Source organism: Corallococcus caeni (assembly GCF_036245865.1).
Taxonomy (GTDB): Bacteria; Myxococcota; Myxococcia; order Myxococcales; family Myxococcaceae; genus Corallococcus; species Corallococcus caeni.
Genome location: NZ_BTTW01000002.1, coordinates 256,289 through 273,875 on the forward strand (window position 1 = coordinate 256,289; position 17,587 = coordinate 273,875).

The following is a 17,587-nucleotide window of genomic DNA, read 5'->3' on the forward strand; positions in this document are numbered from 1 at the left end:
CAGGCGCCGTGCCGGTGCCGTCTTATCGGAGGGAACCGCCGTGACACTCGAAACCCACCGTCCGCAGACGGGCCCCCGCCTGCCCGCCGGGCTGACGCCGGACAGCGTGGAGCTGTTCCGGGCACAGCTGCGCGGGGCGCTCATCCAGCCAGGGGACGCCGACTACGCGGAGGCGTGCCAGCTTTACAACGCGATGATCCACAAGCACCCGGCCATGGTAGCCCGGTGCGCGGACGTGGCGGACGTCATCGCCGCGGTGGCCCTGGCGCGCGAGCGCAAGCTCCCCCTGGCCGTGCGCGGCGGCGGCCACAACGGCGGCGGCCTGGGGCTGGTGGATGACGGGCTGGTCATCGACCTGTCGCGCATGCGCGGCGTGCGCGTGGACCCGGAGGCCCGCACGGTGCGCGTGTCGGGCGGCGCCGTCTGGGGGGACGTGGACCACGCCACCCACGCCTTCGGGCTCGCGGTGCCCTCCGGCATCATCTCCACCACGGGCGTGGGTGGGCTCACGCTGGGCGGCGGGCTGGGATACCTCACGCGCCGCTTCGGCCTCACCATCGACAACCTGCTCGCCGTGGACATGGTGCTCGCGGACGGCCGCTTCGTCACCGCGAGCGAGGACAAGCACCCGGACCTGTTCTGGGCGGTGCGCGGCGGCGGCGGCAACTTCGGCGTGGTGACGTCGTTCCTCTTCCGGGCCAACCCCGTGGACACCGTCCTCGGCGGCCCCACGCTCTGGCCCCTGGACCGGGCGGCGGAGGTGATGCGCTGGTACCGCGAGTTCCTGCCGAACGCGCCCGAGGACCTCAGCGGCTTCTTCGCCTTCCTCACCGTGCCGCCCGCGCCGCCCTTCCCGGAGGCGCTCCACCTCCAGAAGATGTGCGGCGTCGTGTGGTGCTACACGGGCGACCCCGCGCGCGCGGACGAACTGTTCGCGCCCGTGAAGGCGCTCAAGCCCGCGCTGCACGGCGTGATGCCCATGCCCTTCCCCATGCTCCAGAGCGCCTTCGACGCGCTCTACCCGCCGGGGCACCAGTGGTACTGGCGCGCGGACTTCGTGCGCGAACTGCCGGACGCGGCCATCGAGCGCCACGTGGACTTCGCCAGCCGCCTGCCGTCCATGCAGTCCACCATGCACCTCTACCCCATCGACGGGGCGGCGCACCGCGTGGGCCCGCACGACACGGCCTTCCGCTTCCGCGACGCGCGCTGGTCGGAGGTCATCGTCGGGGTGGATCCATCACCGGAACAGGCCGGGGTCATCTCCGCCTGGGCGAAGGACTACTGGAGCGCGCTGCACCCGTACTCCGCGGGCGGCGCCTACGTGAACTTCATGATGGAGGAGGGCCAGGAGCGCGTGCAGGCCACCTACGGCGACAACTACGCGCGGCTGGTGGCGGTGAAGCGGCAATACGACCCCGACAACCTCTTCCACGTGAACCAGAACATCCTGCCCGGGCCGGTGAAGCCCCCAAGCGTCGCGCACTGACAGGCGCGCGCGCTCAGGCCCGGGCCCGGGGAGGAAGCGGCAGGTCGATGATGAAGGTGGCGCCCTGGCCGGCGGCGCTCTTCAGCACCAACTCGCCGTCGTGGCCCTGGACGATCTGCTTGGCGATGAAGAGGCCCAGCCCCAGACCGTGCACGGAGCGGGGCGGGCCGCCGCGCTCGAAGCGCTCGAAGACGCGGTCCTGGTGCTCCTGCGGGATGCCCGGGCCGCCGTCCGACACGTAGAGGATGATCCGGTCGCCGTGCTTCCGGAGGCCGATGCCCAGCGGCGTGCCCGGCGCGTACTTGATGGCGTTGGACACCAGGTTCGTCAGCACCTGCTGCATGCGCGAGCGGTCCCACCACACGCGCAGGCCCAGCTCCGCCCGCAGCTGCAGGACGCAGCCGGCCTGCTCCAGCTGCTCGTGGAAGGTGTCGAGGACCTCGTGCACCAGCTCCATCGGGTCGCTCTCCTCCATGTGGAAGTCCAGCTTGCCGGCGCGGATGCGGGAGACATCCAGCAGTTCGTCCACCAGCCGCGACATCCGCTCCACCTGCCGCTGCGCGGACTCCATCGCGGACGTCAGCTTCTGCGCGGAGGGCGGCTCGCCGCGCGAGGGTGACAGGCGACGGCGCGTCATCTCCAGGTGCAGCATCAGCGCGGTGACGGGCGTCTTCAGCTCGTGGGACGCCACGCCCAGGAAGGTGTCGCGCGCGGCGAGCGCGTGCTGGAGGTCGCGCGTGAGGGCCTCCAGCTGCTGGCGCGCGTGGGTCCGCTCGCTCACCTCCTGCACCGCGACGAGCAGCCCCAGGATGTGGCCCTCGCCGTCGCGCTGCGCGTGGATGTCCATGTCCAGCAGCAGCTCCTTGAGGCCGCCCCGGCCGTCCGGCTGGCGCGCGGGCACCTCGCGGCCCACGAAGGGTTCGCCGGTGCGGTAGACGCGCTCCAGGTGCTTGAGCAGCACGCCGTGGCCGCCCTCCGGCTGCGCTTCGCGCGCGGGCCTGCCCAGCATGTCCCGGCCCATCAGCCGCGCGAACAGCGGGTTGATGACCGTGAAGATGAGGTCCGGCCCCGTCATCACGCACATGGCCGTGGGCGCCTGCATGAAGAAGTCGGAGAGCTGCTGGCGGGCGCGTCCCAGCTGGAGCTGGCTGTCCACGCGCGCCAGCAGCTCGCGCGCGGAGAAGGGCTTCACCAGGTAGTCGTCCGCGCCGGCCTGGAGCCCCTCGATGCGGGCCTCCTCGCCCGCGCGCGCCGACAGCATGACGAAGGGGACTCCGCTCGTGCGCATGTCGCCGCGCAGCTTCCGCAGCAGCCCGAAGCCGTCCAGCCGGGGCATCATCACGTCGCTGAGGATGAGGTCCGGCTTGAGCTCGAGCGCCGCCTCGAAGGCCGCCTCGCCGTCCGCCACCGCGCGCACGCTCCAGTGCGGCGCCAGCAGGCCGCTCACGTACGCGCGCATGTCCGCGTTGTCGTCCGCGACGAGGATGCGCCCGCGCCCCTGCGGCAGCGCGAGCCCCGAGCCCAGATCCCCCAGCGCGTTGGCCCGGGTGGGGGGCGTCACCCGCTCCGGCACCGCCAGCGGGACGGACTCCGGCGCGTCCGGCAGCCAGCGCAGGGCCTCCTCGCTGAAGGCGGACCCCAGCTTGCCCGCGTGCGGGGCCCCCTCCTCCTGATGGACCTGTTCGGCGGGCAGGTGCGCGCTGCCCAGCGGCAGCTCCACGAAGAAGGTGCTGCCCTCGCCCTCCGTGCTTCGCACGCCCAGCGTTCCGCCGTGCAGCTTCACCAGCTCCTGGATGAGCGCCAGCCCGATGCCGGTGCCTTCGTGGGTGCGCCCGTGCGAGGACTCCACGCGGTGGAAGCGCTCGAACACGCGCGGCAGCTCCGCCTCCGGGATGCCGGTGCCGGTGTCCTCCACGGTGAGCCGCGCCCGCGCTCCCTCGCGCTCCAGCCGCACCGTGACGCCGCCGTGGAGCGTGAACTTGAACGCGTTGGAGAGCAGGTTGAGGACAACCTTCTCCCACATGTCCCGGTCCACGTAGACGGGCTCGCCCAGGTCCCGGGCGTCCACGGTGTACTGGAGCCCCGCCTTCTCCATCGCGGCGCGGAAGACGCTGGCCAGGTCCCCGGTGAGCCGCGCGAGGTCCGTGGGGTGGAAGCTCGCCTTCACGCGGCCCGCCTCGATGCGCGAGAAGTCCAGCAGCGAGTTGACCAGCTTCAAGAGGCGCAGCGCGTTGCGGTGGGTGAGCTCCTGGCGCGCGCGCTGGGCCGGCGGCAGGGGCTCGGCCGTGTCCGCGAGCGACTCCTCCAGCGGCCCCAGGATGAGCGTGAGCGGTGTGCGGAACTCGTGCGACACGTTGGAGAAGAACGCCGTCTTCGCCCGGTCGATGGCGGCCAGCGCCTCCGCGCGCTGCGCCTCCGCCTCGTAGGCGCGCACGCTGACGACGGCGTTGGTGACCGTGGCCTGGAGCTGCTCGTAGAAGCCGCGGTAGGCGTCATCCATCGCGCGGCGGGGGCTCACGCCGGCCACCAGGTAGCCGAAGGGCTCCGCCATGCCGGCCGGGTGGATGGGCAGCACGCGCGCGTGCACGGGCGGCTCCTCGTACGGGCCCAGGGCCACGTCCAGCGGCTCCCCAGGAACGCTCACGGCGTCCGCGCCCGCGGTGGCGAAGGGCCACGGCCCGTCCAGCCCCGCCTCCTCCGGGCTCCACGCGGTGCCCGGGGGCAGGCCCAGGCCGCCCACCCAGCGGACGCGGGGCGCGGCCTCGTCGCGGCGGTAGAAGAGGAGGAAGGGTACGTCGAGCGCGGCGTCCGCCTGCAGCTGTGGCAGCGCGGCGCCGATGTCCTCCACCGCCTTCACCTTGCCCAAGAGGGCGGACAGCTCGCGCAGCGTCTGCGTGCGCCGCGCGCTGAGCATCTTCTCCGTCACCTCCGTGATGGGGTGGAAGAGGCCGCCCACGCCCCCGGACTCGTCGCGGATGGGGCTGAAGGAGAAGGTCATGAAGGCCTCCTCCAGGTAGCCGTGCCGGTCCAGGAACATGCGTTGGTTCTCGATGTAGGAACCAATGCCCGTGCCGGCCTTCTCGAACACGCCGCCCACCACCGGCAGCGCCGTGGCCCAGCAGTCGCGGAAGCGCTGGCCCATGGACTCCGGGTGCTTCGCGCCGCAGATGGGCCGGTAGCTGTCGTTGTAGATCTGCACGCGCTCCGGCCCCCACGCGATGAGGATGGGGAAGGTGGAGGACAGGCACAGGCTGACGGTCGTGCGCAGGCTCTGCGGCCACGTCTCCACCGGCCCGAGCGGCGTCTTCGACCAGTCCATGGCGCGGATCAACCGGCCCATCTCCCCGCCGCCCGACAGCCAGTCCATCCCTGACTCCGGGGGGGACGCCGCCGTGGAACTGGCCTGGGGAGTGCTGGGGTGTTTCATGAGGCCTCGGAAGCGGGCGCCGGACTTCACCGCGCGGGAGGCGCGGCTTGCGACGGACTGGGATGTTCGTCCAGGGAAACCCGTCAAGAGTTAACGAAAATCTCCAGTCGTGGGCCGTGCTGGCGGGAGCAAGTGTGAGCTTGCTTGCTTCTGCTCCAGGTGGGGCGCGGGGGGCCGCCGTGCGCCGGGCTCAGGTGGACGGGCGGGGCTGACGCCGTTCACGCGCGTGGCGCACGGCCAGCGCGACGAGCAGCGCGGCCACGCCCGCCAGCGCGACGAAGTGCTCCACGCGGCCCACGCCCTTCGCCACGCGGTCCACGCTCGCGGAGCCCAGGTAGCCCAGCGTCACCACCAGGGGCGAGCTCAGGCACAGCGCCAGCCCGTCCCAGAGGAGGAAGCGGCGCAGGGGCATGCCCTCCGCCGCGGCCATGGCGAACACCGGCACGCGCAGGACGGACATGAACCGGCCGATGAAGACGACCCGGGAGCCGTGCTTCGCGTACAGACCCTGGACGCGCTCGCGGCGCTCGGGCGTGAACAGGCGGCGGGTGCGCCGGTGCGTGTACAGGGCCTGTCCCAGCCGCCGAGCCATGAGGAAGAGGACGGTGTCCCCGCACAGCACGCCCATGAAGCACAGCGCGATGGCGGCCGTCAGCGGCATGGCCCCGCGGTGCGACAGCACGCCCGCCGCCAGCTGCACCAGGTCCTCCGGGAACGGCAGTCCCAGCCCGCCCGCCACGAGCACGAGAAAGACGAGCGGGCCGGAGCCGTGCGTCAGCAGGAGCTGGAGCGGCGAAGCGGTCATCGGGGCCCGGCCCTTCAGGGTTCGGGGAGGACGGCGCCGGCGCGGCGCTCCTGGCGGAAGAGGAGGACCTCCCGGACGATGATCTGCACGGTGGCCGCCACGGGCACGGCCACCACCGCGCCCACGATGCCCGCCAGCTCCACGCAGAAGAGCACGGCGAGCAGGGTGACGAGCGGGTTGACGTGCACGGTGCGCTTGAACACGAGCGGCGCCATCACGTTGCCCTCCAGCTGGCCGTAGAGCAGGAAGTAGATGAACACCGCCAGCGCCTTCCACAGGCCGCCGGTGGCCAGCGTGAGCAGCGTGATGATGCCGCCCGCGATGATGGGGCCCGCGTAGGGCACCAGGCTGGAGAAGCCGCTGGCCACGCCCAGGGGCAGGTAGAAGGGCATGCCCAGCACCGCCAGCATGGTGGTGGTGAGCGTGGCGTTGATGGCGCAGATGAGCGTGATGCCGGACAGGTAGCCGCCCGTCGCGGTGTACACGTTGCGCAGCACGCGCACGTACCGCAGCCGGTGGTCGGGCCGGGCCAGGTCCAGCAGGCGCCGGAGCACGCCGCCGCCGAACACCAGCATGAACACCACCAGGAAGAAGACGGTGAGCATGCCGCCCAGCAGCCCCACCACGCCGCCGATGGCGCTCATGAGGAGCGAGGGCAGGGGCCCCGCGAGCGCGGGCGTGGCCTCCTCCAGCCGCTCGTTCCAGCCCAGGCTGTGCAGCCGCTGGTTGAGCGCGCGCAGGATGCCGGTGCCGCGGATCTGCTTCCACAGGTGAGGCCACTGCGTCACCAGCGCGTCCACCTGCTCCACCAGGTCCGGAATCACCAGCAGGCCCAGCGCCGCGATGGCGAGGAACAGCGCGACCAGCACCAGCGTGATGGCCAGCCACCGCTTGAGGCCGCGCTTCTCCAGCCGCGACACGCCGTGCTCCAGCGCCAGCGCGATGAGCGCCGCGATGCCGGTGAGCGTGAGCGCCAGGCGCGTCTTGACGACGAGCATCGCCAGGGCCATCACGCCCAGCACCACGATGCACACGGTGAACACCGTGCGGGGCGATACCTGGGACTTCGGCTGCAAGCGGACCTCGGGCTCGGGCACCAGTGGGGCTCCTGGAGACGGGCCACCAACCGCGGGCCCCATGTCTTGCGGATGCGACATCCCCCGCCCGGCGGCAACCACCGTCGTCTTCCAAGTGTGCGCGCCACGCCCGGGCCCGCCCCAAGCGTCCGGAGGGTGACACCCGGCGCCGCGAAGCGCCTCCGCCGGACGCAATCACCGGCCGCGCGGTTCGTCACCCGGACAGCCGGAAATGCCCGGCCTGGCCGCTGGCCCGTCCGTCCCCCCGAGGCCAGCCGCGCGTCCGCCACGCGACGGCGCCGCGCCGGGGCGTCCGGCACCTGACGCGCCGGGACGTCGCGGAAAAAGGGGACAGCACGGTTTGCCGGGCCCGCGCGTCAGACGGGGATGGGAACCTTCGTGGGAAGGGGCCTTTCGCGGGCCGGGAGAGGACACCATGAAAAAGATGGGTGAGCAGGAGCTGGACGGGATGCGGCGGGAGGCCCTCGAGACAGAGGCCCGGTGGCGCGGGCTGGCGAACAAGCTGGCGGAGCTGGGCGGCGAGGAGATGGACGCGCAGCTCTTGGTGACGTTCCGGAGCGCGCGGGACGCGGGCGCGGTGCCGCCGGACGCGGGCTTCTTCCTCGTCGCGCACATCCTGACGGCGATGGCGGACGAGGCCATCGCGGAGGATCCGCGCGTGCGGCTGCGCGCCGGGGAGCTGGACGCGATGGAGCGCGACTACGGCCTCACCGGCGAGGGCTGGCCGGAGGGCGACCTTCCGCCGGAGGAGTGGGAGGCGCTGTGCGTGGAGTACGAGCGCGCGTGTGACGAGGCGCGCGCCGCGTTCTTCCGCGCGTACGGCGAGGAGGAGATGGCGCGGCTGTACCTGGATCAGCGCGTCACCTTCCACCACCGCTTCGAGAGCGGGCGGCGCTTCTTCCACGGCCTGCCCATGTTGCCCACGCAGCTGCACTGAGCGGGAGGTCCGCTACACTCCGCCGCCCTGGGGCAATCCTTTTCCGGAGGCGGCGGATGCGAGTGGCGAGCCTGGCAGTGGCGGTGGGGTGTTGGGTGTGGGGCGCGCTGGCGTCCGGGGCGGTGCCCGCGCCGTCCACGCCCGCGCCCGCGCGGCTGGAGGCGAGCGCGACGTACGACGCGCTCCAGCGCATGGTGCGCATCCGCGAGGTGTCGCTGTCGCCGGACGGCACGCGGGTGGCCTGGGTGGAGTCGGTGCCGGGGACCGCGGAGGCCGCGCGGCTCCAGGTGCGGGAGCTGGCGCATCCGGAGCGGGCGCCGGTGCGCGTCACCGCGTCGAAGGACGGCGCGCCGTGCGCGGAGGGCTCGCTGTCGTGGAGCCCGGACGGCCGGTGGCTCGCGTTCCTCTCCACGGCGGGCGAGGGCCGCGCGCGGCAGCTCTACGTGGCGGACGCGTCGGGGGCGGGCGGGCCCGCGCGGAGGCTCACGACGCTGAAGGGCGTGCTGGCGGCGCCGAAGTGGTCGCCGGACGGGAAGGTCGTGGGGCTGCTCGTCATCGAGGGCGCGGAGGATGCGCAGGGGCCGCGCGGGCCGGCGGCGCGGGAGACGGGCGTGGTGCAGGCGTCCCCGCCGGTGAAGCGCTTCGCGGTGGTGACGGTGGAGGACGCGCGGCTGCGGCTCGTGTCGCCCGCGGGCCTGTTCATCCACGAGTACGCGTGGAGCCCGGATGGCGCTCGCGTGGCGGTGACGGCCTCGTTGCCGCCGGGGGATGCGAACTGGTGGAACGCGCGCGTGTACGCGGTGGAGGCGGGGACGGGGGAGACGTCGCTGTTGCACGCGCCCCGGTGGCAGGTGGCGGAGCCCGCGTGGAGTCCGGACGGCCGGCGGCTCGCGTTCATCGAGGGCCTGATGAGCGACGAGGGCAACACGGGCGGGGACGTGCTCGTGGTGTCGGTGCCGGAGCGGCTGGCGGCGAAGGTGCGGTTCGGGGAGAAGGGGGCGCTGCCGGCGAAGGTGCCGCCCGCGCTCGACGTGACGGAAGGGCTGAAGGCGACGGCCACGGACCTCTTCTGGCCCACGGCGGAGCGGCTGGTGTTCGGGGCGCAGGCGCAGGGCGAGGCCGCGCTGATGGCGGTGGCGCCGGGCGGCGGGGCGGTGACGACGCTGTGGAAGGGCCCGGAGCACGTGGCGGTGTCGCTGGGGAAGGACGGCGTGACGAGCGCGGTGGTGCGCGACTCCTTCAGCCAGCCGCCGGAGGTGTGGACGGGGCCGGTGGGGGCGTGGAAGCCGCTGACGCGCCTCAACGCGGACGTGCGCGTGCCGGTGGGCGACGTGCGCAGCGTGACGTGGACGAGCGATGGGCAGTCCGTGCAGGGCTGGCTGGTGTTGCCGGTGCCGGAGGGGTCCGGCCGCAAGGTGCCCATGGTGACGGTGGTGCACGGAGGGCCGGCGGCGGGCGTGCTGTCGACGTTCAACCCGCAGACGGCGCTGTTCGTGGCGAGGGGCTACGCGGTGTTCATGCCCAACCCGCGCGGCAGCTACGGCCAGGGGGAGGCGTTCGTGCAGGCGAACCGCCGGGACTTCGGCTTCGGGGACTTCAACGACGTGATGGCGGGGCTGGATGCCGTCCTGGCGTCGGCGCCGGTGGACCCGGCGCGGCAGGGCATCACGGGGTGGAGTTACGGCGGCTTCCTGACGATGTGGGCGGTGACGCGGACGCAGCGCTTCCAGGCGGCGGTGGCGGGCGCGGGCATCGCGAACTGGCAGAGCTACTACGGCACGAACCACATCGACACGTGGATGCTGCCGTACTTCGGGGCGTCGGTGTACGACGAGCCGGAGGTGTACACGCGCTCCTCGCCCATCAACGGCGTGAAGCAGGTGCGCACGCCCACGCTGGTGCTGCACGGCGAGCGGGACGTGGAGGTGCCCGCGTCGCAGGGCTACGAGTTCCACAAGGCGCTGAAGACGCTGGGGGTGAAGACCCAGTTGGTCATCTACGCGGATGAGGGCCACGGTCTGCGCAAGCCGGAGCACCTGAAGGACCGGCTCCTGCGCACGCTGGACTGGTTCGACGCGAACCTGCCGGCGGCGCCGGAGTCGAAGCCGAAGGTGCGGGCGCCCGCGCGGTAGGTCAGGGGCCGCCGCGGACGCCGGGTTCGGCGGGGGCCACGAGCGAGTTGAGCACGTGGTCTCGCCACTGGCCGTTGATGAGGAGGAAGTCGCGGGCGTAGCCCTCCGGGATGAAGCCCAGGCGGCGCAGGACGGCGGCGCTGCGCAGGTTCTCCGGCAGGTGGTTGGCCTGGAGCCGGTGCAGGCCCATGGCGCCGAAGGCGAAGTCGCAGAAGGCGCGGAGGGCCTCGGTCATGAGGCCCTTGCCTTCATGGCGGTTGTCCAGGCCATAGCCCAGGTCCGCGGCCTGGAGCGGCCCCCGGCGGATGTGCGCGAGCGTGGCGTTGCCGATGACGGGCGCGAGCGCCAGGGACGGGCCCTTGGGGAGGATGAACACGCGCAGGGACACGTCGTAGCGGAAGTCCTCGCGGTCCTGGGCCAGGCGCGTGCGCCAGTAGGCGGTGGAGAAGAAGGTCGCAGGGCGGGCCGGTGACACCGGGCCCAGGTGGTCCTTGTTGGCCACGTGGTACGCCAGCACCCGCTCCGCCGCGTCGGGCGGCAGCAGCATCAGGTGCAGGCGCTCGGTGGTGAGCAGGACGGGCGACTTGTCGATCATGGCGGAGCCGGGCTTCATCTCTGCATCAAGGCTGGCAACAAGGGGGGCCGGGGTCAGGCCGGGCCGTTCCCGCTCATGACCGCGTCTTCGTGGAGCTTCTTGAAGGTCTCGTTGCGATTCGTGGAACGCACCAGGGCGTCCAGTTCCGTCGGGCCGATGGCGACGACCAGGTGGTCGTCCTTCCGGAAGGTGGCGGAGCGGGTGTGGAAGCCCTCGGTGAAGCCTCCGGCCGCGACGAAGAAGCCGAGGCGGCAGCGCCCACCCCGGTTCACGAGCTTGTCGCGGAAGATGATCAGCTCGCCGGGGCCTACGTGCTTCGACCAGTTCTTGCACTCGACGAGGATGTAGCTGCTGCGCTCGCCGGCCCAGAAGGGGTCCTGGGATTCGTTGCGGATGACGATGTCGATCTCTTCGTCCGCGCTGGTCCGGTTGGTGCTGGTGTTCATCAAACCGGGCACGGTCTTGAACAGGAGGACCAGGAGTTCCTCCAGCAGGCGGCCCTTGCGGTTGCCGTTGGTTTCAGTCTGGCAGGCAGCCCAGAGGTCCTGGATCTCCTTCTCCCGCTGGGCGTGGGTGAGTGAGGCGAGGCGGCGCTCCCGGACGGCCTCGGAGGCGTTGCGCACCTTGATGCGCAACATCATGGGGAGGGTGGGGACCTTCTCCAGGTAGTCGTAGGCGCCGTCCTTGAAGGCCCGTTCAATCATCTTCGCGTCTGCGTAGGCGGTCGCGACAATGACCTTGGCGCCTGTGAGGACGATCTCCGAGATGAGGTCGATGCCGGAGTCGCCGCCTGAGGAACCCTGGAGGCGCTGGTCGAGCACGACGACGTCCCAGGAGGACTCCTGGATGCGGGCCTGGGCGGTCTTCTTGTCGGGAGCCCATTCGACGCGGTAGCCCTCCGGGACGAGGATGTCCTGGTAGGTCTCGAAGAAGGGCCGCTCGTCATCGACGACCAGTACGGTGCCTGGAGGAGTCATCGTGGGGTCCTCTCTGCCACAGGCAGCCGCATCCGGAAACGGGCACCGCCATCGGGCTTGTCCACACAGGCGACCTTGCCGTGCAGTTCGATCTCGACGACCTCTTTGACCAGGGCCAGTCCTTCGCCCGCGCCACCGGAGCGGAGGGAGATACCGCGCTGGAAGATGCGCTCCCGGTCCTCGGGGCGGACGCCGGGGCCGTCGTCGTCCACGGTCAGGAGGATGTTCCGGTTGTTGGCTTCCAGTGCGCTCTCGATGAGGACCTGCTTGGCGCCAGCCTGTTCGGCGTTCCGCAGCAGGTTGACGATGGCGAGGACGAACCGCTCCCGGTAGCCCGACAGGGAGGGAAGATCCGGGGCCACATGAAGCTGGATGCGCAGCGATGTGGCGAGGCTGGCGACTGCATCCGCGAGGACTCGAAGAACGTCGAAGCCTTCGGGAGCGCGTGCGGCCAGTTCGGAAGTCTTGAGCAGGTCCGTGACGAACTTCAGCGCGCGGTCGATACCGGGGTCGATGCGTGGACGGAAGCGGACGACCTCCGCTTCGACCTGACTGCCGACCACGGAGTTGTAGAGCGAACCTAGGGCGACCTGCGCGGGGATGAGCGCGTTCCGGATTTCGTGGACGACCAGCCGGGCTTGCCGGGCGGTGGCGATGGCAGAGGAGTTGAAGACCGTGTCGAGACCGGGCTTTCCGCCGCCCTCTTTCTCCAACGCAGTCAGTGATTCATCCTGACTAAGCGTGGCCGCAAGAACGGAGAAGGGTGATTCCGTAGGCGTCAGCAAGGACTCCAGAACGCGCTTCCCCTCATTCAGAAGCCTGTAGCCGAGGTAGGGAGTCTCGATGTCGTACAGATCTCTCATCTCGTTGATGAACTCCAGGATGCCGAGCGTGCCGAGCCGCCGGATGGCTTCCCAGGAGTGATCCATTGCGTACTCCTCCAACTCCCATTCGAACTCGGGACGAAGCTCCTCCGGATGCCCAAGAAGATATTCAGCGGTTTCTCTGCTCAATCGCCAGTCGTCGATAGGTCCCATGGATTGGGCCGCTTCGACTTGAAGGAGCCACTGGATTGCATCACGTCCGCTCAGCGCCAGCAGGACTTCTCCAATGGAAGTCACCTCATTCCGGTTTGATTTCCTACGCACAGCACGAATCTCCAAGGCGTATTTCGCAAGCTTGTTCAGTTGCGCTGTGCCTGGCGGAGGCGCCTGATGCCAAGCCTTGTGGGCGAGTCGGTCAATCTCCAGTTGGCGTGCGAGAGACGATGCCGGAAGGTCGAGGCCCATGTGACGCGCCATTCCCAGTCGTACATGCTCTTCAACGAGCGCTCGAGGCTCACCGCACAGAAAGCCCTCTTGGAGCAGGATCGCGAGGTTGCTGGCGAAGCTCACCACACGGTCATCCAGATTCCACCCGTGGTGGAGGTGCCTCAGGCTTTCTGGGGCAAGCTGTGTGCGCTCAAGCTGTTCGAAGAGTCGAACGAACTCAGCCCGAATCCATCTGGCATCTGGCATGAACGGCAGCGGGGCCTGATGGCCGTCCTGCGCCGATCGCACGTTCTGAAGATGTTCCTTCAGCTCCTCGATGAATCTCATGGCTTGGCATCATTCCACCAAGCACGCGTGCTTGCTCACGGATGATGCAACAGAGGCTCGCCGCGTTCCTTCCGCGACGAGCCCCCGGGTCCAACCCTCTCCTTCACACCGTCACTGCCCGTGGTCCATGGGCTGCTGCGGCACCTGCTGCTGTGCGGCACCGTCACCCGAGCCCTGCTCCGGCTGCGGGCTCTGGTAGTCGATGCCCGCCCCGTGCGGCTCAGGCTCCGTGCCGCTGCCGCCCGTGCTCTCCGGCTGCGCGTTCTGGCCCTGTTCATGGTTGCCCCGGGGCTCCGGCTGCTGGCCACCGCTGCCGCCCACGCCGCCCGTGCGCGAGGGCTGCGCTCCGGCCACGTTGCGCTCCACCACGATCTCCACGCGGCGGTTGTTCGCGCGGCCCTCCGCCGTGCTGTTCGAGGCCACCGGCCGCTCCTCACCCATGCCGCGGATCTGGATGCGCTCCGCGGGCACGCCCTGGTTCACCAGGAAGTTCCGCACGCTCTCCGCGCGGCGCTCCGACAGCTGCTCGTTGTAGTCATCCGTGCCGCGCGAGTCCGTGTGGCCCTCGATGAGCAACGGATTCTTCGACTCCTTCAGCGCCGTCGCCACCTCCGACAGCCGGTCGCGCGCCGCGGGCAACAGCTCCGTCGCGTTCGTCGCGAAGAGCACGCTGCCTGACAACGTCACCACCGTGCCGCGCGCCTCCTCGCGCACCTTCACGTTCTCGTCCTGCAGCCGCGTCAGCGCCTGCGACGCGCGCTGCTCCGCCTGGAGCCGCGCCTGCCGCTCCTGCTCCAGCTCCTGCGTGCGCTGCTGGAGCTGCTGGTTGAGCTCCGCCAGCCGCTGCGCCTCCGCCTGCTGCTGCTCCTGGCGCCGCTGCATCTCCGCTTCCAGCTGCTGGCGCTGCTGCGCGTCCGCCGTGCGCAGCCGCTCGGCCTCCTGCGCGCGCTGGGCGTCGTACTGCTGGCGCTGCTGCTCATACAGCTGGCGCTGCTGTTCGTACCTCGCGCGCTCCTCCTCCTGCTGACGCGCCAGCGTCTGCGCGCGCGACTCCTGCTGCTGGCGCAGGGTCGCCTCCGCCTGGGCCCGCTGCTGCGCGGCCAGGTCCGCCTCGCCGCGCGCCTCGGCGATCTCCGCCTTGCGCAGGGCCACGTACGCCAGCGAGCGCGTCCTCACCGAACCCTTGCTCTCCGCGTACTCGTTCTCCGCCTCCTGCAGGGCCGCGCGGGCCGCCGCCACGTCCGCGGGGCGCTCGCGGCCCTCGGCGCTCCTGGACACCTCGTCATAGGCCTGGCGCGCCGCCGTCAATTCACTGGGCGGGGGCCCATGGGCACACCCCACCGAGAGCGCGGAGGCTCCCGCCACCGCCAACCATCCAAGTTTCCAACGCTGCATGACTCGCTCCTCACAAGGCTAGAGGTGGGGGACTCACTGACCGCCGCGGATGGACTCGACCTGCTCGGAAGCCCGCCGCGCCTCGTTCTTCAGGGGCACCGCCCGGGCCAGCGCCGCCGCCAGGTCCGCGTCCGCCGCCGCCTGGCGGAAGCGCAGCTCCGCGGCCTCCTGCTCGCCCTCCTGAATCAGCCGCTCACCGTCGGCGATCTGCTGGCGGGCGAACTCCAGGTGCCGCGCGGCCTCCGGCACGTTCGGGGCCTGCGAGTTCTCCGCCGAGCGCAGCGCCGCCTCCGCCTGGACGCGCTGCTGATGGGTGGACGTGGGAATCACCTGCGTGCTTGCACAGCCAAGGGCCGCGACACAGAGCAGGGCGGCGGCGAACAGCTTCGGGCGCATGGATCACCTCATGCCGGTGGAAATGCTGGGACGCTCCGGCGCGGCCCAGAGGGAGTCGGTCAGAAAATGGGCGGTGTGCCGCCAGTCGGCATCGGCGACCCGTCCCCGCCAGGCACGCTGGCCAAGGGGGTTGACAGGCGTCGTGTAGGGAACGAGGCGCACAAGCGGCAGATGCCGCGCAGGGCGGGTTCCCACCGGGGCCGCGTACAGGCCGCTGGCCGTGCGGCGGGAGGGACGCTAGAGGGGGAACATGCGCCTGCACCTCGTGGACGGCACGTATGAGCTGTACCGGGCCCACTACTCGCCCCGGCCGGGCACCACCGCGCCGGATGGACGCGACGTGAAGGCCACGGCGGGCGTGATGGACTCGCTGCTCGCCCTCCTGCACGACGAGCAGGAGGCCGTGACGCACGTGGCGGTCGCGTTCGACAACCCCATCCGCTCGTTCCGCAACGCGCTGTTCGCTGGTTACAAAGGGGACGAGGGCGTGCCGCCGGAGCTGCGCGCGCAGTTCGACCTCGTCGAGGAAGCCGTTGCGGCGCTGGGCGTGCGCGTCTGGTCCATGAAGGACCAGGAGGCGGACGACGCGCTGGCCACCGCGGCGGCGCGCTGGGCGGGCGAGGTGGAGCAGGTGCGGCTGCTCACGCCGGACAAGGACCTGGGCCAGTGCGTGCGCGGCCAGCGCGTGGTGCAGGTGGACCGGCGGCAGCAGAAGGTGATGGACGCGGAGGGCGTGATGGCGAAGCTGGGCGTGGCGCCCCAGAGCGTGCCGGACCTGCTGGCACTGATGGGCGACGACGCGGACGGCATCCCCGGGCTGCCGGGCTTCGGGGCGAAGGGCGCGGCGGCGGTGCTCCAGGCGTATGGGCACCTGGAGGCCATCCCGGACAGCGCGGCGGAGTGGACGGTGAAGGTGCGGGGCGCGGACAAGCTGGCGGCGACGCTGAAGGCGCACCGTGAAGACGCGCGGCTGTACCGCACGCTGGCCACGCTGGTGGAGGACGCGCCGCTGCCGGGCACGGCGTCGCTCGCGGACCTGGAGTGGAAGGGCGTGCCGGAAGCGCGCTTCAAGGCGTTCTGTGAAGGATTGGGATTGAAGAGCCTCCAGCGCCGGCCGAAGCGCTGGGCGGCATGAGGAAGCCATGAGCATGGAATTGAAGCCCCCGCCGTCGGACGGCTGGGTCCCCACGCTGGACGACACCCCCTTCACCCGCATGGGCGGCGAGGAGGCCGTGCACGCGCTGGCGGAGGCCTTCTACGACGTGATGGACGCGGAGGAGCCCGCGCTCGCGGCCATCCACGAGCTGGACTCGCAGGGAAAGGTGAACCGGGGTACGCGCCAGCGCTTCGGCATGTTCCTGGTGGGCTGGCTGGGCGGGCCGCAGCACTACAGCGCGACGCACGGCCACCCCCGGCTGCGCATGCGCCACGGGCACCTGCCGGTGGACACGGGGATGCGGGACGCGTGGCTGCGCTGCATGCGCAAGGCCATGGACCAGCGAGGCATCACTGGCGGCCTGCGCGGCTTCCTGGACGACCGCTTCGCCCAGGTGGCGGACTTCCTGCGCAACACGGAAGGATGAGGTTCACCGAGTCCATCCGCATCACCTGTCCGCGCGAGCGCGTCTTCGCGTACACGCAGGACTACGGGCAGCGGCTCGTCTGGGACACGTTCCTGCGCGAGGCGGTGCTGATGGACGGCGCGACCGAGGCCGGGCCCGGCGTGAAGGCCTGGTGCGTGTCGTGGCACGGGCTGGGGATGGAGACGCAGTACGTGTCCTTCCAGCCGCCCGCCGTCACGGCGGTGAAGATGACGCGGGGCCCGCGCCTGTTCGAGAGCTTCGCGGGCTCGTGGCGGTTCGACGAGGACGGCCCCGGCGTCACGCGCGTCACCTTCACGTATGCCTTTGAGCTGCGGCGTCCCTTCGGCTGGCTCACGCCGCTCTTGAAGTGGACCCTGACCCGCGAGGTCCGGGGACGGCTGAAGGACCTGAAGCGGCGGCTGGACGCGGGTGTCCCCGGCGCGGCATAGCCTCGCGGGATGAGCACGCAGCCACAGCCGGCCCCCGTTCGAGGAGAAGGAGTGGATGCTCACGGTGTTGGTCGTGGCGGGACTGATGCTGCGCGTGCCAACGCAACCCGCGCCTCCCGGCACGCCGGCCGCCTGAGTGCCTGCCCGCCTGACGGTGGCCGGACAGGCGTAGCGCGCCCACCCTCCAGTTTTCACCACGCGGCTGGGGGTTGGACCCATGCGAACGAACAATGACCTGTGGACGGCGGCGGGCTTCGGCGTCCTCGCCGGGATGCGGAGCATGACGGCGCCCGCGCTCCTCACGCGCGAGCTGTCTCGCAAGCCGCCCCGCGCGCTGAAACGCGCCCTGCCGGGCCTCACGTCGAAGAAGGTGGCGAAACGCCTGGGCGTCCTCGCGCTCGGAGAGCTGGTGGGGGACAAGGCGCCCACGACCCCGCCGCGTATCAAGCTCGCGCCCCTGACGGGCCGCATCCTCTCCGGCGCCATCACCGGCGCCGCCGTGTCGCGCGACCGCAAGGGCCCGAGGATTGGCTTCGCGCTCGTCGGAGCCGTGGCCGCCGTCGCCTCCAGCTACGCCTTCTATGGCCTCCGCCGCTTCGTCACGCTCCGGCTGCGCGTGCCCGCCCTGGCCGCGGGCCTCATCGAGGATGGCCTGACGCTGGCGCTGGGCGCGCGCCTCACCCGGGCACTGCGCTAGGGCCCAGCCC

The 17,587-nt window shown here is 71.2% G+C and carries 15 protein-coding genes; 7 read left to right on the top strand and 8 right to left on the bottom strand.

What is annotated here, in order from left to right:
• The first annotated feature begins 40 nt into the window (after positions 1-40).
• A complete protein-coding gene (locus tag AABA78_RS09125) occupies positions 41-1,489 on the top strand; it encodes an FAD-binding oxidoreductase (protein ID WP_338262593.1) in 1,449 nt (482 codons plus the stop codon).
• Positions 1,490-1,502: 13 nt separating this feature from the next.
• Here AABA78_RS09125 and AABA78_RS09130 read toward each other — a convergent pair whose 3' ends face one another.
• From AABA78_RS09130 to AABA78_RS09140, 3 genes are all read right to left on the bottom strand, one after another.
• Positions 1,503-4,856: an ATP-binding response regulator gene (locus AABA78_RS09130; protein ID WP_338262594.1), complete on the bottom strand. Its 3,354-nt coding sequence runs from the start codon at positions 4,854-4,856 to the stop codon at positions 1,503-1,505.
• A gap of 250 nt (positions 4,857-5,106) precedes the next feature.
• Positions 5,107-5,721: a DedA family protein gene (locus AABA78_RS09135; RefSeq protein ID WP_338262595.1), complete on the bottom strand. Its 615-nt coding sequence runs from the start codon at positions 5,719-5,721 to the stop codon at positions 5,107-5,109.
• Positions 5,722-5,735: 14 nt separating this feature from the next.
• Positions 5,736-6,818 (bottom strand): AI-2E family transporter, encoded by a 1,083-nt coding sequence (locus tag AABA78_RS09140; protein ID WP_338262596.1) that lies wholly within the window; start codon positions 6,816-6,818, stop codon positions 5,736-5,738.
• A gap of 415 nt (positions 6,819-7,233) precedes the next feature.
• Between AABA78_RS09140 and AABA78_RS09145 the strand changes: the two genes are divergently transcribed.
• Together AABA78_RS09145 and AABA78_RS09150 are read left to right on the top strand one after the other, a co-directional pair.
• The gene (locus tag AABA78_RS09145) at positions 7,234-7,755 is read left to right on the top strand and encodes a hypothetical protein (protein WP_338262597.1); all 522 of its coding nucleotides are present in this window, start codon (positions 7,234-7,236) and stop codon (positions 7,753-7,755) included.
• 56 nt (positions 7,756-7,811) lie between these two features.
• Positions 7,812-9,887, top strand: coding sequence for a S9 family peptidase (locus tag AABA78_RS09150; RefSeq protein WP_338262598.1), 2,076 nt, complete (start codon positions 7,812-7,814; stop codon positions 9,885-9,887).
• A 1-nt stretch (position 9,888) separates the two neighbouring features.
• Here the strand turns inward: AABA78_RS09150 and AABA78_RS09155 are convergent, their stop codons facing one another.
• The 5 genes from AABA78_RS09155 to AABA78_RS09175 all read right to left on the bottom strand — a co-directional run bounded on the left by AABA78_RS09155 (position 9,889) and on the right by AABA78_RS09175 (position 14,848).
• Positions 9,889-10,500: a GNAT family N-acetyltransferase gene (locus tag AABA78_RS09155; RefSeq protein WP_338262599.1), complete on the bottom strand. Its 612-nt coding sequence runs from the start codon at positions 10,498-10,500 to the stop codon at positions 9,889-9,891.
• 35 nt (positions 10,501-10,535) lie between these two features.
• Positions 10,536-11,459: a response regulator gene (locus AABA78_RS09160; protein WP_338262600.1), complete on the bottom strand. Its 924-nt coding sequence runs from the start codon at positions 11,457-11,459 to the stop codon at positions 10,536-10,538.
• Positions 11,456-13,057: a sensor histidine kinase gene (locus tag AABA78_RS09165; RefSeq protein ID WP_338262601.1), complete on the bottom strand. Its 1,602-nt coding sequence runs from the start codon at positions 13,055-13,057 to the stop codon at positions 11,456-11,458. The genes AABA78_RS09160 and AABA78_RS09165 overlap by 4 nt, the downstream gene beginning before the upstream one ends.
• 111 nt (positions 13,058-13,168) lie before the next feature.
• Positions 13,169-14,452 carry an OmpA family protein gene (locus AABA78_RS09170; RefSeq protein WP_338262602.1) on the bottom strand — a complete coding sequence of 428 codons (1,284 nt, stop codon included), beginning with the start codon at positions 14,450-14,452 and terminating at the stop codon, positions 13,169-13,171.
• 33 nt (positions 14,453-14,485) lie between these two features.
• Positions 14,486-14,848 (bottom strand): DUF4398 domain-containing protein, encoded by a 363-nt coding sequence (locus AABA78_RS09175; RefSeq protein WP_171416972.1) that lies wholly within the window; start codon positions 14,846-14,848, stop codon positions 14,486-14,488.
• A gap of 250 nt (positions 14,849-15,098) precedes the next feature.
• On the opposite strand from AABA78_RS09175, the gene AABA78_RS09180 reads away from it, so the two are divergent.
• From AABA78_RS09180 to AABA78_RS09195, 4 genes are all read left to right on the top strand, one after another.
• Complete coding sequence (locus AABA78_RS09180; RefSeq protein ID WP_338262603.1) at positions 15,099-15,983, top strand: 5'-3' exonuclease; 885 nt, start codon at positions 15,099-15,101, stop codon at positions 15,981-15,983.
• Positions 15,984-15,990: 7 nt separating this feature from the next.
• A complete protein-coding gene (locus AABA78_RS09185) occupies positions 15,991-16,431 on the top strand; it encodes a group II truncated hemoglobin (RefSeq protein WP_338262604.1) in 441 nt (146 codons plus the stop codon).
• The gene (locus AABA78_RS09190) at positions 16,428-16,880 is read left to right on the top strand and encodes a type II toxin-antitoxin system RatA family toxin (RefSeq protein ID WP_338262605.1); all 453 of its coding nucleotides are present in this window, start codon (positions 16,428-16,430) and stop codon (positions 16,878-16,880) included. Before AABA78_RS09185 ends, AABA78_RS09190 begins: the two co-directional genes overlap by 4 nt.
• A gap of 217 nt (positions 16,881-17,097) precedes the next feature.
• A complete protein-coding gene (locus AABA78_RS09195) occupies positions 17,098-17,577 on the top strand; it encodes a DUF4126 family protein (RefSeq protein WP_338262607.1) in 480 nt (159 codons plus the stop codon).
• Positions 17,578-17,587: the final 10 nt, after the last annotated feature.

Excerpts from the sequence above, each read along its gene's own strand:
- AABA78_RS09130 (WP_338262594.1), bottom strand. The coding sequence starts at position 4,856 with ATGGACTGGCTGTCGGGCGGCGGGGAGATGGGCCGGTTGATCCGCGCC.
- AABA78_RS09135 (WP_338262595.1), bottom strand. The coding sequence starts at position 5,721 with ATGACCGCTTCGCCGCTCCAGCTCCTGCTGACGCACGGCTCCGGCCCG.
- AABA78_RS09145 (WP_338262597.1), top strand. The coding sequence starts at position 7,234 with ATGAAAAAGATGGGTGAGCAGGAGCTGGACGGGATGCGGCGGGAGGCC.
- AABA78_RS09150 (WP_338262598.1), top strand. The coding sequence starts at position 7,812 with ATGCGAGTGGCGAGCCTGGCAGTGGCGGTGGGGTGTTGGGTGTGGGGC.
- AABA78_RS09155 (WP_338262599.1), bottom strand. The coding sequence starts at position 10,500 with ATGAAGCCCGGCTCCGCCATGATCGACAAGTCGCCCGTCCTGCTCACC.
- AABA78_RS09160 (WP_338262600.1), bottom strand. The coding sequence starts at position 11,459 with ATGACTCCTCCAGGCACCGTACTGGTCGTCGATGACGAGCGGCCCTTC.
- AABA78_RS09165 (WP_338262601.1), bottom strand. The coding sequence starts at position 13,057 with ATGAGATTCATCGAGGAGCTGAAGGAACATCTTCAGAACGTGCGATCG.
- AABA78_RS09170 (WP_338262602.1), bottom strand. The coding sequence starts at position 14,452 with ATGCAGCGTTGGAAACTTGGATGGTTGGCGGTGGCGGGAGCCTCCGCG.
- AABA78_RS09175 (WP_171416972.1), bottom strand. The coding sequence starts at position 14,848 with ATGCGCCCGAAGCTGTTCGCCGCCGCCCTGCTCTGTGTCGCGGCCCTT.
- AABA78_RS09180 (WP_338262603.1), top strand. The coding sequence starts at position 15,099 with ATGCGCCTGCACCTCGTGGACGGCACGTATGAGCTGTACCGGGCCCAC.
- AABA78_RS09185 (WP_338262604.1), top strand. The coding sequence starts at position 15,991 with ATGAGCATGGAATTGAAGCCCCCGCCGTCGGACGGCTGGGTCCCCACG.
- AABA78_RS09190 (WP_338262605.1), top strand. The coding sequence starts at position 16,428 with ATGAGGTTCACCGAGTCCATCCGCATCACCTGTCCGCGCGAGCGCGTC.
- AABA78_RS09195 (WP_338262607.1), top strand. The coding sequence starts at position 17,098 with ATGCGAACGAACAATGACCTGTGGACGGCGGCGGGCTTCGGCGTCCTC.